Here is a 13979-nt window from a genome sequence, read left to right as displayed (position 1 = left end):
ATGACCCAACCCTCACCCGATCTCGATGCGACCTCGTGGTTGCAAGCCTGGCAGCAGGGCCTGTCGCAGGGGCACACGCAGTTCGGCGCATTGATGCGCCGTGCGCTGGAGGCGGCGCCGTTCGACGCGCGCGGCAAGGCACAGATGGACTTCGCGCTGCGGCAGGTCGTCGATGCCATGAACCCGGCCAACAGCCTCGCCACCAACCCCGAGGCGATGCAGGCCGCGCTCGACTCCGGCGGTGCGAGCCTGCTCGAAGGTGCGCGTCTCTTCCTGGCGGACGTGGCGAAGGGCCGCGTCTCGATGTCGGACGACGAGGCCTTCGAGGTCGGCCGCAACGTCGCGACCAGCCCCGGCAGCGTGGTGTTCGAGAACGAGTTGATGCAGCTCGTGCAGTACACGCCGTCCACGGCGAAGGTCCACAAGCGCCCGCTGGTCATCGTGCCGCCTTGCATCAACAAGTTCTACATCCTCGACCTGCAGCCGGGTAACTCGCTGGTTGCCTATGCGGTCGAACAGGGCCACACCGTCTTCCTGGTGTCGTGGCGCAATGTCTCGGCCGAGCAGGGCCATCTGGGCTGGGACGACTACGTCGAGCAAGGCGTGCTGCGGGCGCTCGATGTCGCGCGGAGCATCGCCCGTGCCGACAAGGTCAACACGCTGGGCTTCTGCATCGGCGGCACGCTGCTGGGCAGCGCGCTTGCCGTAGCCGCCGCGCGCGGTGAAACGCCGGCCGCCAGCGTCACGCTGCTGACCGCGATGCTCGATTTCTCGGACACCGGAGAACTGGGCCTGATGGTGGATGAGGCCATGGTGGCCGCGCGCGAAGCCACCATCGGCCGCGGCGGCCTGCTCAAGGGCCGTGAGCTCGCGACCGTGTTCGCCGCGCTGCGCGCCAACGACCTGATCTGGCCCTACGTGGTCAACGGCTACCTCAAAGGCAAGGCGCCGCCGGCTTTCGACCTGCTGTACTGGAACGGCGACGACACCAACCTGCCGGGGCCGATGTACTGCTGGTACCTGCGCAACACCTACCTGGAGAACAGGCTGCGCGTACCCGGCGGCACGGTGCAGTGCGGCGTGCCGGTGGATCTATCGCGCGTCGATGCGCCGGCCTTCGTCTACGCCTCGCGCGACGACCACATCGTGCCGTGGAAGACCGCCTATGCCGGCACGCAACTGCTCGGCGGTGACACGCGTTTCGTGCTCGGCGCCAGCGGCCACATCGCGGGCGTGATCAACCCGCCCGCGAAGAAGAAGCGCAACCACTGGGTCGGCGATCTCGCGTCCGACGCCGGCGCCTGGCTCGATGGCGCGCAGAGCATCGACGGCAGCTGGTGGCCCGCGTGGAGCGACTGGCTCGCCGCGCATGCCGGCGCGAAGGTCGCCGCCCGCCGCGCGTTGGGCAGCGCGGATTTTCCCGTGATCGAGCCCGCTCCCGGGCGCTATGTCAAAGCCAAGGCGGCCTGAAGCCGGGCCGTCGTCATTCCCTTCGCATCAACCCCCAAGGAGACTCTCATGTCAGACGATATCGTGATCGTGGCCGCGCAACGCACGGCGGTCGGCAAGTTCGGCGGCTCGCTCGCCGGCACGGCCGCGCCCGAGCTGGGCGCGCACGTGGTGAAGGGCCTGCTCGCCAAGGCCGGCGTGCCGGGCGATGCGGTGTCCGAGGTGATCATGGGCCAGGTGCTCGCGGCCGGCTCGGGCCAGAACCCGGCGCGCCAGACCGTGATCAAGGCGGGGCTGCCGATCGGCGTGCCGGGCCTCACCATCAACAAGGTCTGCGGCTCGGGCCTGAAGGCCGTGATGCTGGCGGCGCAGGCCGTGAAGTGCGGCGACGCCGAGATCGTGGTGGCCGGCGGCCAGGAGAACATGAGCGCTGCGCCGCACGTGCTGCCCAATTCGCGCAACGGCCAGCGCATGGGTGACTGGAAGCTGGTCGACACCATGATCGTGGACGGCCTGTGGGACGTCTACAACCAGTACCACATGGGCACCACGGCCGAGAACGTGGCGAAGAAGTACGGCATCACGCGCGAGATGCAGGACGCGCTGGCGCTGGCCTCGCAGCAGAAGGCCGCGGCCGCGCAGGACGCGGGGCGCTTCGACGACGAGATCCTGCCCTTCAGCATTGCGCAGAAGAAGGGCGACCCCTTCGTCTTTGCGGCCGACGAGTTCGTGAACCGCAAGACCAACGCCGATGCGCTCGCCGGCCTGCGCCCGGCCTTCGACAAGACCGGCTCGGTGACGGCCGGCAATGCCTCGGGCCTGAACGATGGCGCGGCCGCGGTGCTGGTGATGTCGGCCTCGCGCGCCGCCGCACTCGGCCTGCAGCCGCTCGCGGTGATCCGCGCCTACGCGAGCGCAGGGCTGGACCCGTCGCTCATGGGCATGGGCCCGGTGCCCGCTTCGCAGCTGGCGCTGAAGAAGGCCGGCTGGAAGGCGCAGGACCTCGACCTGATGGAGATCAACGAGGCCTTCGCGGCGCAGGCCTGCGCGGTCAACCGCGAGATGGACTGGGACACCAGCCGCATCAACGTCAATGGCGGCGCCATCGCCATCGGCCACCCCATCGGCGCCTCGGGCTGCCGCGTGCTGGTGACGCTGCTGCACGAGATGCGCCGCCGCGGCGCCAACAAGGGCCTGGCCTCGCTGTGCATCGGCGGCGGCATGGGCGTGGCGCTGGCCGTCGAGCGCGCCTGACCGATTTTCTTAAGTCACAACGTACCAAGGAGAAAGCAGATGAGCGAGAAGCAGCAACAAGTGGTCCTGGTCACCGGCGGCATGGGTGGCCTGGGCGAGACGATCTCCACCAAGATGGTCGATGCAGGCTACAAGCTCGCGGTGACCTATTCGCCGGGCAACAAGTCGCACGCCGAGTGGGTGGCGCAGATGGCGCAGCGCGGCTATGAGATTCTGGCCGTGCCCTGCGACGTGGCGGACTTCGACTCGTGCGCGCGCGCCGTGTCGGAGGTGCAGGAGCGGCTGGGCCCGGTCGACGTGCTGGTCAACAACGCCGGCATCACGCGCGACATGACCTTCAAGAAGATGGACCGCATCAACTGGGACGCGGTACTGCGCACCAACCTCGACAGCCTGTTCAACATGAGCAAGCAGGTGGCCGACGGGATGGTGGACCGCGGCTGGGGCCGCATCATCAACGTGTCCTCGGTGAATGGCTCGAAGGGCGCGTTCGGACAGACCAACTACTCGGCCGCCAAGGCCGGCGTGCATGGCTTCACCAAGGCGCTGGCGCTCGAGGTGGCGAAGAAGGGCGTCACCGTGAACACCATCTCGCCGGGCTACATCGGCACCAAGATGGTCACGGCCATTCCGAAGGAAGTGCTCGACAGCAAGATCCTGCCGCACATCCCCGTGGGCCGTCTCGGCAAGCCCGAGGAGGTGGCGGGCCTGATCATCTACCTCGCCTCGGAAGAGGCGGCGTTCGTGACCGGCGCCAACATCGCCATCAATGGCGGCCAGCACATGCAATGAGCAAACGACCATGATCCTCAAAAACGGCATCGATCAGGTCGCACTGATCAAGAAGTTCTCCGAGGCCTCCGCCAAGCAGGGCGAGACCGTCCGCAAGGCGGTGCACGAGGCCACGCTCAAGGCGCTGCAGGGCCGCGAGCTCACGCTGGCGAACATCCGGCAGGTGTTGGGCACGGTCACCAGGACGGCCTCGGCCGGCGCGGCCGGCAGCAAGCTGCCCGTGCCCGATGTGGAAGGCCTGCTCGGCAAGGTCTTTGCCGGCATGGACGGCGCGCTGGAGCAGGCCGTGCTGGCCAACCAGCGCGCGCTGCAACAGCTGGTCGACCGGGGCGTGAGCCTGCGCGAGACGCAGCTCAAGAAGGCGCTCGCCGACATCGAGAAGATGGAGGAGACGCTGTTCGCCAGCGTGCGCAAGGCGGCGCCGGCCGACGGTCCGTGGAGCGGCGTCTTCCAGGCGATGCAGGGCAAGGGCACCGGCACCGGCGCGCGCGCCACGGCGGCGCTCGAGCAGCTCATGGAAGACACGCAGAAGAGCCTGCGCGACGGCCGCGCGATGGGCCTGCGCGCCTCGCAGGCGCTGATCGACAGCTACTCGGCGCTGGTGAGCGGCGTGCTCATCGGCATGTCGGAAGCCTTGAAGCAGGGCGGGGCGGCGAAGCGATGACCCAGGCCGGCGGCGGCCGCGCCGCCGCCGGCCCGAAAGGAACCTGATGGACGCCCTGATCCTCGCCCGCATGCAGTTCGCGGCCAACATCACCTTCCACATCCTGTTCCCCACGATCAGCATCGCACTGGGCTGGCTGCTGCTGTTCTTGCGCTGGCGCTGGCTGCGCACGCGCGGCGGCGGCAATGCACCGCTGGCGCAGGGCTGGCTCGACGCCTACCGCTTCTGGACCAAGGTGTTCGCGCTGACCTTCGCGCTCGGCGTGGTCAGCGGCATCACCATGAGCTTCCAGTTCGGCACCAACTGGCCGGGCTTCATGGAGCGCGTCGGCAACGTGGCGGGGCCGCTGCTGGGCTACGAGGTGCTCACCGCGTTCTTCCTGGAGGCGGGTTTTCTCGGCGTGATGCTGTTCGGCCACGGCAAGGTCGGCGAGCGCGTGCACCTGCTGTCGACCTTCATGGTGGCCTTCGGCACCACGCTGTCGGCCTTCTGGATTCTTGCTCTCAACTCGTGGATGCAGACGCCCGCGGGCCACGAGGTCGTGAACGGCGAATTCCATGTCGCGAGCTGGCCGGCGGTGGTGTTCAACCCGTCGTTTCCGTACCGCTTCGTGCACATGCTGCTGGCCTCCGCGCTGACCTGCGCGTTCCTGCTGATCGGCCTGTCGGCCTGGCAGGTGCTGCGCGGCGTGGGACAGCGCAGCGCGGCGCGCGTGATGCGGGTAGGGCTCACGCTGGCGGCGGTGCTGATTCCGGTGCAGATCGTCGTGGGCGACATGCACGGCCTCAACACGCTCAAGCACCAGCCCGCCAAGATTGCTGCCATGGAAGGCGTGTGGGAGACCGGGCGCGGCGTGCCGCTGCTGCTGTTCGCGATTCCCGACGCCGAGGCGCGCAGGAACCGCTTCGAGATCGCGGTGCCGAATGGCGCGAGCCTGATCCTCACGCACGAGGCCGACGGCGAGATCCGCGGCCTGAACGACTTTGCCGGCGCGCATCCGCCGCCGCTGCCGATGTTCTTCGCCTTCCGCATCATGGTCGGCATGGGCGTGCTGATGCTCGCGACCAGCTGGCTCGGCTGGTGGCTGTACCGCCGCGCACGCTGGCAACCGGCGCTGCTGCCGCGCGCGCTGCTGTGGCTGTTCGCGGGGATGACCTTCTCGGGCTGGATAGCCACGGTGGCGGGCTGGTACGTCACCGAGATCGGCCGCCAGCCCTACATCGTCTACGGGCTGGTGCGCACGGCCGACGTGGTGTCGAAGGTGCCGCCCGCGATGATCGGGCTCACGCTCGCGCTCTACATCGCGCTGTACCTCGCGCTCATCGTGGCGTACGTCGCGGTGCTCAAGTACATGGCCGAGAAGCCCGACGAGGTGCTAGTGACCGAGGCCGTCGAGCGGGCCGCGACGCCGCCGGGCGCGATCACCGCGATCACCGCGCCGATGGCCGAAGGAGGCCGCGCATGAGCTTCGACGCCGCGTTGCCGGTGATCTTCATGGTGCTGATGGGCGCCTCGATGCTGGTCTACGTGGTCAGCGACGGCTACGACCTTGGCGTGGGCATGCTCATGCACCGCGCGAGCGACGCCGAGAAGGACGTGATGGTCGCCTCCATCGGCCCGTTCTGGGATGCCAACGAGACCTGGCTGGTGCTGGGCGTGGGCATCCTGCTGGTTGCCTTCCCGAAGGCGCACGGCCTGGTGCTGGGCGAGCTCTACCTGCCGGTGGCGCTGATGCTCGTCGGCCTCACCTTGCGCGGCGTGGCCTTCGACTTCCGCGTGAAGGCGCGCGACAGCCACAAGCGCACCTGGGACCGGCTCTTCTTCGCGGGTTCCACCCTGGCCTCGGTGGCGCAGGGCTGGATGCTCGGGCGCTACATCAGCGGCTTCGGATCCGGCTGGAACTATCCCTTGTTCGCCGCCGCCATCGCCGTGGCGCTGCCGATGGCCTACGTGCTGATGGGCGCGGCCTGGCTCATCATGAAGACCGAGGGTGGGCTGCAGGAGCGCGCCGTGCAATGGGCACGCACCGCCTGGGCGCCGATGGTCGGTGGCATGCTGCTGATCTCGATGGCCACGCCCTGGATCAGCCCCGAGGTGCGCGAGCGCTGGTTCGCGCTGCCCGAGATCCTGGCGCTGGCCGCCATTCCGCTCATGACCGGCGCGGCGCTGCTCGCCGTGCGCGGCCTGCTGAACACGCGCATGGTGCGCGGGCCGGTGTGCTGGCTGCCCTTCGTGCTGCTGGTCATGGTGTTCGTACTCGGCTTCCTGGGGCTGGCCTACAGCATCTATCCCTACGTGGTGATCGGCCAGCTCACGATCTGGCAGGCGGCGAGCAGCGCACCGGCGCTCAAGGTGATCCTGGTGGGCGTGTGCATCTCGGTGCCGGCCATCGTGGGCTACACCGTATTCTCCTACCGGGTCTTCCGCGGCAAGACTGGCGAACTGCGCTATGCCTGAGCAGACTCTGGGCCTGAATGAAACCACCCGTGACACGCGCCACCGGGCAGCCACTGATGCGGCCCGCGCGGCCTTGTGCAATAACGGGTTCATGAATTCACGGGAGCCGGCCCGGCGCTTCGACTTGCCTTCCGACACTCAAAGACGCTGGCGCGGCCTGCCGCGCTGGTGCGGCGCGCTGGCGCTGGTGGCCCTGGCCGCCGTCGCCGGCCATCACCTCGCCATGCAGAACGGCCTGGCGCGGCTGCGCGAGGCGGCCGACCACCGGCTCGACATGCTCGCGACCGGGCTCGATGCCGACCTGGCCCGTTTCGAGTATCTGCCAGCGCTGCTGGAGATGACGCCCATCGTTCCGGCGCTGCTCGGCACGCCGTCGGACTCGAGGCTGCGCGACGCGGTCAACCGCTACCTCGACGGCGTCAACGCCACCGCGGGCGCGGAGATGCTCTATGTGCTCGACGCCGCCGGCACCTCGCTGGCGGCCTCCGACTGGGACCGGCCCGGCACCACCATCGGCCAGGACCTGTCGTTCCGGCCCTACGTGATCGATGCGCTGGGGCAGGGCAGGGGCCGCTTCTACGGCGTCGGCATCACCAGCCGCAAGCCCGGCTACTACCTCTCGTACGCCTTGCGCCACGACCAGCCCGCGCGCGGCGTGGTGGCCGTCAAGGTCAATCTCGAGGAGTCCGAGCGCGCCTGGCGCATGCTGCCAGGCAACGTGGTGCTGATCGACCAGCGCGGCGTGGTGATCCTCGCCACCCGCGAGGACCTGAAGTTCCGGCCGCTGTGGCCGCTCGACGCTTCGCAGCGCGCCGAGGTGCAGCGCTCGCGCCCCTACGGCGAGGCCGGCCTGCAGCCGCTGCAATGGACGCAGAAAGAGGCGCTGGCGCGCAACGTGCAGGTCATCGCGCTCGACGGCGTGGATCAGCTCGCTTCGACGCGCGCGCTGCGCGGGGCGCCTTGGCAGCTGGTGGTGCTCGACGATCTGGCACCGGTGCGCGTCGGTGCACGTTACGCGGCCATCACAGCGAGCCTGGCGATGGCGGTGCTGCTGCTGATCGCCGTCACGCTGTGGCAGCGCCGCCGCGCCGTGCGGCAGAAGCTGGCCAACCAGGCCGCGCTGCAGGCGGCGCACGACTCCCTCGAGTCGACCGTGGTCGCGCGCACCGCCCAGCTGCGCGCGGCTCAGGGCGAGCTGGTGCATGCCGGCAAGATGGCGGCGCTGGGCCAGATGTCGGCCGGCGTGGTGCACGAGCTGAATCAGCCGCTCACGGCGATGCGCACCCTCTCGGAAAGCGCCGCCATCCTGCTCGACAAGAGCCGCTTCGATGACGTGCGCGGCAACCTGCAGCGCATCCGCGGCATGGTCGATCGCCTGGCGCGCCTGACCTCGCAGCTCAAGACCTTCGCGCACAAGAGCGAGCTGCCGCTCGCGCCGGTGCCGATGGTGCAGGTCGCGGGCGACGCGCAGGTCATCGTCGCCGAAGCCTCGAAGAAGAACGGCATCGTCATCGAGGTCGATGTGCAGCCCGCCACCCTGAGCGTCATGGCCGAAGAGGCCGCGTTGGGTAGCGTGCTCGTCAACCTGATGCGCAACGCCATCGACGCCATGCAGGCATCGCCGCGGCGCACGCTGCGCCTGGAAGCGCGACCGCAGGACGGCCGCGTGATCCTGCGCGTGAGCGACACCGGGCCGGGCATTCCGCCCGACATCCTGCCGCGCCTGTTCGAGCCCTTCGTCACCAGCAAGCCGGCGGGCACCGGGCTGGGCCTGGGCCTCGTGATCTCGGCACAATTGGTGCGGGCCATGGACGGCACGCTGCGTGCCGCCAACCTGCCGGACGGCGGTGCCTGCTTCGTGGTCGACCTGCCGGCTGCGATTCACAGCGTTCTTATCCCTTCAACAGGAGTGATCAAAAAGTGAGTGAAGCCCCTGCCATCCGGGTGCTGCTGGTCGAGGACGACGAAGACGTCCGAATCAGCACGACCCAGGTGCTGACCCTGGCCGGTTTCGAGGTCGAATCCTTCGCGAGCGCCGAACGCGCGCGCGCGCAGATCGGTTTCGGCGTGCCTGCCATCGTGGTCTGCGACGTGCGCCTGCCGGGCCTGAGCGGCACCGAATGGCTGCTCGAACTCCACAACGCCGACGCCGAGCTGCCCGTCATCCTGGTCACCGGCCACGGCCACATCGCGATGGCAGTGCAGGCCATGCGCGAGGGCGCCTACGACTTCATCGAGAAGCCTTTCAGCTCCGAGCGGCTGGTGGCCATCGTGCGCCACGCCATCGAGCGCCGGCAGCTCACGCTGCAGGTGCGCGCGCTGCGTGATGCGCTGGAGAACTGGCACGGCATCCAGGCAGTGCTGATCGGCCGCTCGGCGCAGATGCAGCAGGTGCGTCGCACCGTGATGACCTTGGCTGAGACCTCGGCCGACGTGCTGATCTACGGCGAAACCGGTACCGGCAAGGAGCTCGTCGCCCGCTGCCTGCACGAGCACAGCGAACGTCGGCGCCAGCATTTCGTGCCGCTCAACTGCGGCGGCCTGCCCGAGGCGCTGGCCGAGAGCGAGTTGTTCGGCCACGAGGCCGGCGCCTTCACCAGCGCCAACCGCGTGCGCGTGGGCAAGTTCGAATACGCCAACGGCGGCACGCTTTTTCTCGACGAGATCGAGAGCATGCCGATGGCGGTGCAGATCAAGCTGCTGCGTGCGTTGCAGGAGCGCTCCATCGAGCGCATCGGCTCCAACAAGGCCATTCCCTTCGACTGCCGCGTGGTGGCCGCGAGCAAGGACGACCTCAAGGATATGAGCGACCAGCAAAAGTTCAGGGCCGACCTGTACTACCGGCTCGGCGTTGCCTTCATCGAGCTGCCGCCGCTGCGCGAACGGCGCGAGGACATCCCTCTGCTGTTCGAGCATTTCACGCTGCTGGCGGCCGCGCGCTATGAGCGCGTCGCGCCGATCCTGAGCGGCGCGCAGGTGGCCGACCTGATGGCCTACGCCTGGCCCGGCAACGTGCGCGAGCTGCGTAACGTGGCCGACCGCTTCGTGCTCGGGCTGCTGGGCGAGCGCCTGACGCAGGCGCGCGGCAACGCCGAAGGCATGCCGGCCTTGCCGCGCGGACTGCCGCAGCAGGTCGAGTCCTTCGAGCGGGCGGTGATCGTCGAGGCGCTGCGCAAGCACCAGGGTGACCAGCCGGCCACCGCCAGCGCGCTGGCGATCGCGCGGCAGACGCTGCACGACAAGCTGCGCAAGCTCGGTATCACGGCGGAAGAATTCAAGTCTTAGCGCCTGGGCGTGCCTCGTTGCTCGGAACGGGTCGAGAATGACGGCATGTTTTCCCTGTCCGTCGTCCAAAACGCAAGGCAGCGCGCCCTGGCAGACGGTGCACTGCAGCCGATCGAGACTCAGACCATCCTCCTCGACAGCGATGGCGTTCGGTTCGTCGTGCGCACGGTGTCGAGCCTCGCGCGCAAGGACAAGGCGCGCCATGTCGCGGCGGCCACGGATCCACTCGGCGACTACGACCGTTCTCTGTTCGTAGGTGACCTCGCGCCTTCGCACTACATTCTGCTGAACAAGTTCCAACTGCTCGCCGGCCATGTGCTGCTCGTCACGCGCCGCTTCGAACGCCAGGAGCGCCTCCTTACCGTTGAGGATTTCGCGGCGCTCATCGCCTGCCTGAGCGAGGTCGATGGACTCGGCTTCTACAACGGGGGCGTCGAAGCCGGGGCCAGCCAGCGGCATAAGCACCTGCAGCTTGTGCCGCTCCCGCTTACACGCGAAAGCCCGGACCAAGTGCCGATGGAGCGGGTGCTCGGCAGCGGTTCACCGCTGCCGTTCAGGCATGCGTTCGCACGTCTGGCGCCGCAGGCGACGGCTCCCGAGTTGCATGTCCTCTATCGCGAGCTGCTTCATCGGTGCGGCATTTCCGCTGTCGCCGCCGAAGAGGGCGAAGTTCAGTCGGCACCTTACAACCTGCTGATTCGCCGAGGCTGGATGCTCGTCGTGCCGCGTTCGCGCGCATGCTTCGAATCGATCTCCGTGAACGGGCTCGGCTTCGCTGGCTCATTGTTCTTGCGTTCGCAAGAGGAACTGGACCGCGTCCACGCAGTGGGACCAATGCAGGTGCTGCGCGCGGTGGCGATGCCGCAGGACGTGCCTCATGACGTATGACCCATCTGGACAACGTAAGCCCACCTTGCCAAACTGCCCCGCATGGCACTCCCCCACGCATCATCCGGTCAGGTCGTGAATCTCGGCGCGCTCGACGTGCAGGCGGCGGAGACCTGTGCACTCCTGAAGGCCGGCGACATCGAGATCATGTGGCTGGTGCTGCCGGCCGGCAAGCAGGTCCCGTCGCACGCCGTCTCGACGTCGATGACCTTGCAGTGCATGCGCGGAAGGGTCGAGGTGCAGTTCGACGGCAGCGTGAAGCTGCTCGAGGCCGATCAGGTGATGTACCTCGCCGGCGGCGTGCCGCACGGCTTGCATGCGCTGGAAGACACCAGGCTGCTGATGACCATCGTGCTGCCGGCCAGCCGCACCGACTGAGTCGGAGCGTGGCGCCCCGTCCCGCGAGGCTCAGCTCACCTGAGCACGTAGCTCGCAAGCACGCTCTGCACCTCGTAGATGCTGAGCTTCTTGTTGAACTGCTTCTGGATCGGAGCGGCCGTCCCCGAGATCCATATCTTGAGCTCGGCGTCGAGATCGAAGGTACCGGCGGTCTCGACGCTGAAGTGCGTGATGCTCTTGTAGGGAATGGAGTGGTATTCGACCTTGCTTCCCGTGATGCCTTGCTTGTCGACCAGGACGAAGCGCTTGTCGGTGAACACGAAGTAATCGCGGATGAGCTGGTAGGCGTGCTCGACCACTTCCCCTTTCGCCAGGATCTGGCTGAACTCCTGCTGAATCTTTGCAGGGTCGATCTTGGCCGCGTTGCCAAGCATTCCATCAAGTAGTCCCAAGGTTGCTCCTTCCAAACTCGTTCAATACACGCGACCGTCGCCGGTCTTTAAGAGCTGCGCGGGCGCGGAGCCACCCTCTACGCAGACGGTGGAGTCTGATGCACGCTTCGCGATCCTATTCCAGAAGAACAACGAATCGTGGTCATCCCAAGAATCGGCCGTCGATTCGATCGCGCATTCCGTAATATCGCGTTGCCAAGGCCACGCCAAGGTGGCGAAACGCGTGGAATGCGAAGCTCTTCATGGGTGTCGGCTTCAACGCCATGTCCGCGACGTTCATGCCAAGCAGCCGTTGCGCGAGAAGCGAGCCGATCGCTGTAGAAATGGCGATGCCGCGTCCATTGCACCCCAACGCGCAGATGACGCCGTCCGCGGTCTCATGGACATGCGGGATGTGGTCCTTGGTTACCGCGAAAAAGCCGCTCCACGCCAGCTCCCAATTCAATCGCCCGAGATGGCCGAACATCTCCGTAGCGGCGGCATGCAGACGCGGAACGACCGACGAGTGATCCAGAGAGGCCGTCGCACCGGAACCTCCCATCACGAGACGACCGTCAGGCGAGATCCTGAACGACGTGAGCAACCTTCGGGTGTCCGAAGCGCATTGTCGGCCGGGCAGGATGGTCTCGAGCACCGATGGAGGAAGCGCAGCGGTGGCGACCTGTGCCGTGCGCACCGGCACCATGGAGCGGCGCAAGCCTGGTACGAGGTTGTCCGCATAGGCGGCAGTTGCAACGACGACCTGTTGTGCGCGAATCGTTGTGCCCCCCGAGCATGCGATGGACCAACGCGTGTCCTCGCGTCGCATCGTGAGCGCTGCCGTGTGGATGCAGATTTGAACGCCGACCCCCGACGCCGCGCTCGCCAGACCGCGAGCGTAGGCCAGTGGATTGATGCTTCCGCCTCGATGGTCGATCCAGCCGGCTCGGAAAATCGGCGTGCCGAGTACATCGGGCAGACTTTTCGCATCCAGCATCTTCACCGGCGCGCCACGTGCTGCCCATTGGGCGTATCGCCGCTGGATCCGCTCCACGCCGCCTTCGGCATAGGCCGGCTGGATCCAGCCATTGCGCACCGGATGGCACTGAATGTCGTATTTGGCGATCGTGTCGAACACGAGATCAGGAGCGTGTCCTCCGAACTCGGCGAGCCGTTCGCCGGCCTGTGCGCCGAACTGCGACTTGAGTTCATCTGGATCGCATTTGAACCCCGGGATGACCTGCCCGTTGTTCCGCCCGGAAGCGCCCCAACCTGGCTCGACCGCGTCGATCAGCACGACGTGGCGGCCACCTTCCCGCAGGGTTATGGCGGCCATCAAGCCCACGAAGCCGCCCCCAACGACGACGACGTCGGTCTCGACGTCGCTTTGCAACGAGGTGAACAACGGGGGCAGGGGCGGGGCGGTGAGCTGCCATGCCGTTTCAGGAGGCTGCGGCTGCTCGCCAGCCAGCATCGCGCTTCGTGCCATCAGCCCTGCGTGAAGTCCAAGGTGACGCCACAGGCGGCCGGGGCCGAGGCCCGCGACTCTCAAGCCTGGGGCGAGGCACCCAATTCACGTGATAGCTCACCGGCACGCGCATAGGCCGCGCGGACTGCTGCTTCCAGCGCCTTGCCGGCCTCATGGCGCTCGAGGACGTCAAGCGCGGCTTCGGTGGTGCCGCGCTTCGAGGTGACGTTCTGCCGAAGTGTTGAAAAGTCGACATCGCTCGTGCTCGCTTGTTCCACTGCGCCGGCGGTCGTCTTGATCACCAGGTCCCGGGCTTCCGCCTGACTGAAGCCCAATGCCCGAGCTGCGGCCTGGAAGCTCTCCATGAAATGGAAGACGTAGGCGGGCCCGCTCCCGCTGACCGCGGTGACGGCGTCGAGGCGCTCGTCTGATTCCACCCAGAAGGAATATCCGGTGGCCGAGAGGATCTCGGTGACAAGCCTGCGATCCTCGTCGCCTACGGCTTCGAGCGCGACGATGCCGGACACGCCGGCTCCAACCAGGGCGGCGGTGTTTGGCATGACCCTGACGACACGACGCGACGAAAGCCATGCGGCAAGATCTTCGGATCTCACGCCGGCCGCAATGCTGATGTGCAGCGGCGCACCCAGGAATGGAGCCGTCTGAGCCACCGCGTCCCGAAGCATTTGTGGCTTGACGGCCCAGATGACCACGTCGGCCGCGCCCAACGCTGCGTCCGAGACGCTGATGACCCGAACTCCCAACGAGTCGACGAGTCGTGTGCGCTGGGCCTCCACGGGCTCGACGATGACGATATTCGAAGCTGCCCAGCCCGCCTTGATGAGTCCGCCTGCAAGGGCGGAAGCCATCTGCCCGCCACCGATGAAAGCAAGTGCTGGCCGCTTGGCGCGAAGGTCCTGTTGCGTCATGGTCAAGCTCGGGTCGACCGCGC

Annotated in this window: 13 protein-coding genes; 10 read left to right on the top strand and 3 right to left on the bottom strand. The window is 67.5% G+C overall.

What is annotated here, in order from left to right:
• The 10 genes from ACSQ86_RS17120 to ACSQ86_RS17075 all read left to right on the top strand — a co-directional run bounded on the left by ACSQ86_RS17120 (position 1) and on the right by ACSQ86_RS17075 (position 11167).
• Complete coding sequence (locus ACSQ86_RS17120; protein ID WP_436309274.1) at positions 1-1470, top strand: PHA/PHB synthase family protein; 1470 nt, start codon at positions 1-3, stop codon at positions 1468-1470.
• Positions 1471-1518: 48 nt separating this feature from the next.
• Positions 1519-2703 carry an acetyl-CoA C-acetyltransferase gene (locus ACSQ86_RS17115; RefSeq protein ID WP_436309273.1) on the top strand — a complete coding sequence of 395 codons (1185 nt, stop codon included), beginning with the start codon at positions 1519-1521 and terminating at the stop codon, positions 2701-2703.
• Between the two features lie 39 nt (positions 2704-2742).
• Positions 2743-3495 carry an acetoacetyl-CoA reductase gene (gene phbB, locus ACSQ86_RS17110; RefSeq protein ID WP_214699133.1) on the top strand — a complete coding sequence of 251 codons (753 nt, stop codon included), beginning with the start codon at positions 2743-2745 and terminating at the stop codon, positions 3493-3495.
• Between the two features lie 10 nt (positions 3496-3505).
• Entirely contained in the window at positions 3506-4159 is a 654-nt protein-coding gene (locus ACSQ86_RS17105; RefSeq protein ID WP_436309272.1) for a DUF6781 family protein, read from the top strand.
• Positions 4160-4205: 46 nt separating this feature from the next.
• Positions 4206-5624: a cytochrome ubiquinol oxidase subunit I gene (locus ACSQ86_RS17100; RefSeq protein WP_436309271.1), complete on the top strand. Its 1419-nt coding sequence runs from the start codon at positions 4206-4208 to the stop codon at positions 5622-5624.
• Positions 5621-6616, top strand: a complete 996-nt coding sequence (locus ACSQ86_RS17095) for a cytochrome d ubiquinol oxidase subunit II (RefSeq protein ID WP_436309270.1) — start codon at positions 5621-5623, stop codon at positions 6614-6616. Before ACSQ86_RS17100 ends, ACSQ86_RS17095 begins: the two co-directional genes overlap by 4 nt.
• Before the next feature lie 91 nt (positions 6617-6707).
• Positions 6708-8540: a sensor histidine kinase gene (locus tag ACSQ86_RS17090; RefSeq protein WP_436309269.1), complete on the top strand. Its 1833-nt coding sequence runs from the start codon at positions 6708-6710 to the stop codon at positions 8538-8540.
• Positions 8537-9901 (top strand): sigma-54-dependent transcriptional regulator, encoded by a 1365-nt coding sequence (locus tag ACSQ86_RS17085; RefSeq protein ID WP_093107974.1) that lies wholly within the window; start codon positions 8537-8539, stop codon positions 9899-9901. Before ACSQ86_RS17090 ends, ACSQ86_RS17085 begins: the two co-directional genes overlap by 4 nt.
• A 45-nt stretch (positions 9902-9946) precedes the next feature.
• Positions 9947-10789, top strand: a complete 843-nt coding sequence (locus ACSQ86_RS17080) for an ATP adenylyltransferase family protein (protein ID WP_436292790.1) — start codon at positions 9947-9949, stop codon at positions 10787-10789.
• Positions 10790-10831: 42 nt separating this feature from the next.
• Positions 10832-11167, top strand: a complete 336-nt coding sequence (locus ACSQ86_RS17075) for a hypothetical protein (protein ID WP_436292791.1) — start codon at positions 10832-10834, stop codon at positions 11165-11167.
• A gap of 35 nt (positions 11168-11202) precedes the next feature.
• Here the strand turns inward: ACSQ86_RS17075 and ACSQ86_RS17070 are convergent, their stop codons facing one another.
• From ACSQ86_RS17070 to proC, 3 genes are all read right to left on the bottom strand, one after another.
• Entirely contained in the window at positions 11203-11580 is a 378-nt protein-coding gene (locus ACSQ86_RS17070; RefSeq protein ID WP_093107968.1) for a PH domain-containing protein, read from the bottom strand.
• 142 nt (positions 11581-11722) lie between these two features.
• Positions 11723-13033 (bottom strand): NAD(P)/FAD-dependent oxidoreductase, encoded by a 1311-nt coding sequence (locus ACSQ86_RS17065; protein WP_436309268.1) that lies wholly within the window; start codon positions 13031-13033, stop codon positions 11723-11725.
• 74 nt (positions 13034-13107) lie between these two features.
• Positions 13108-13956, bottom strand: a complete 849-nt coding sequence (gene proC, locus ACSQ86_RS17060) for a pyrroline-5-carboxylate reductase (RefSeq protein ID WP_436309267.1) — start codon at positions 13954-13956, stop codon at positions 13108-13110.
• Positions 13957-13979: the final 23 nt, after the last annotated feature.

It is taken from the genome of Variovorax sp. LjRoot130 (assembly GCF_964253755.1).
Classification (GTDB): Bacteria; Pseudomonadota; Gammaproteobacteria; order Burkholderiales; family Burkholderiaceae_C; genus Variovorax.
Note: the sequence above shows the minus strand (reverse complement) of the source record. Positions and strands in the feature narration are given on the sequence as shown.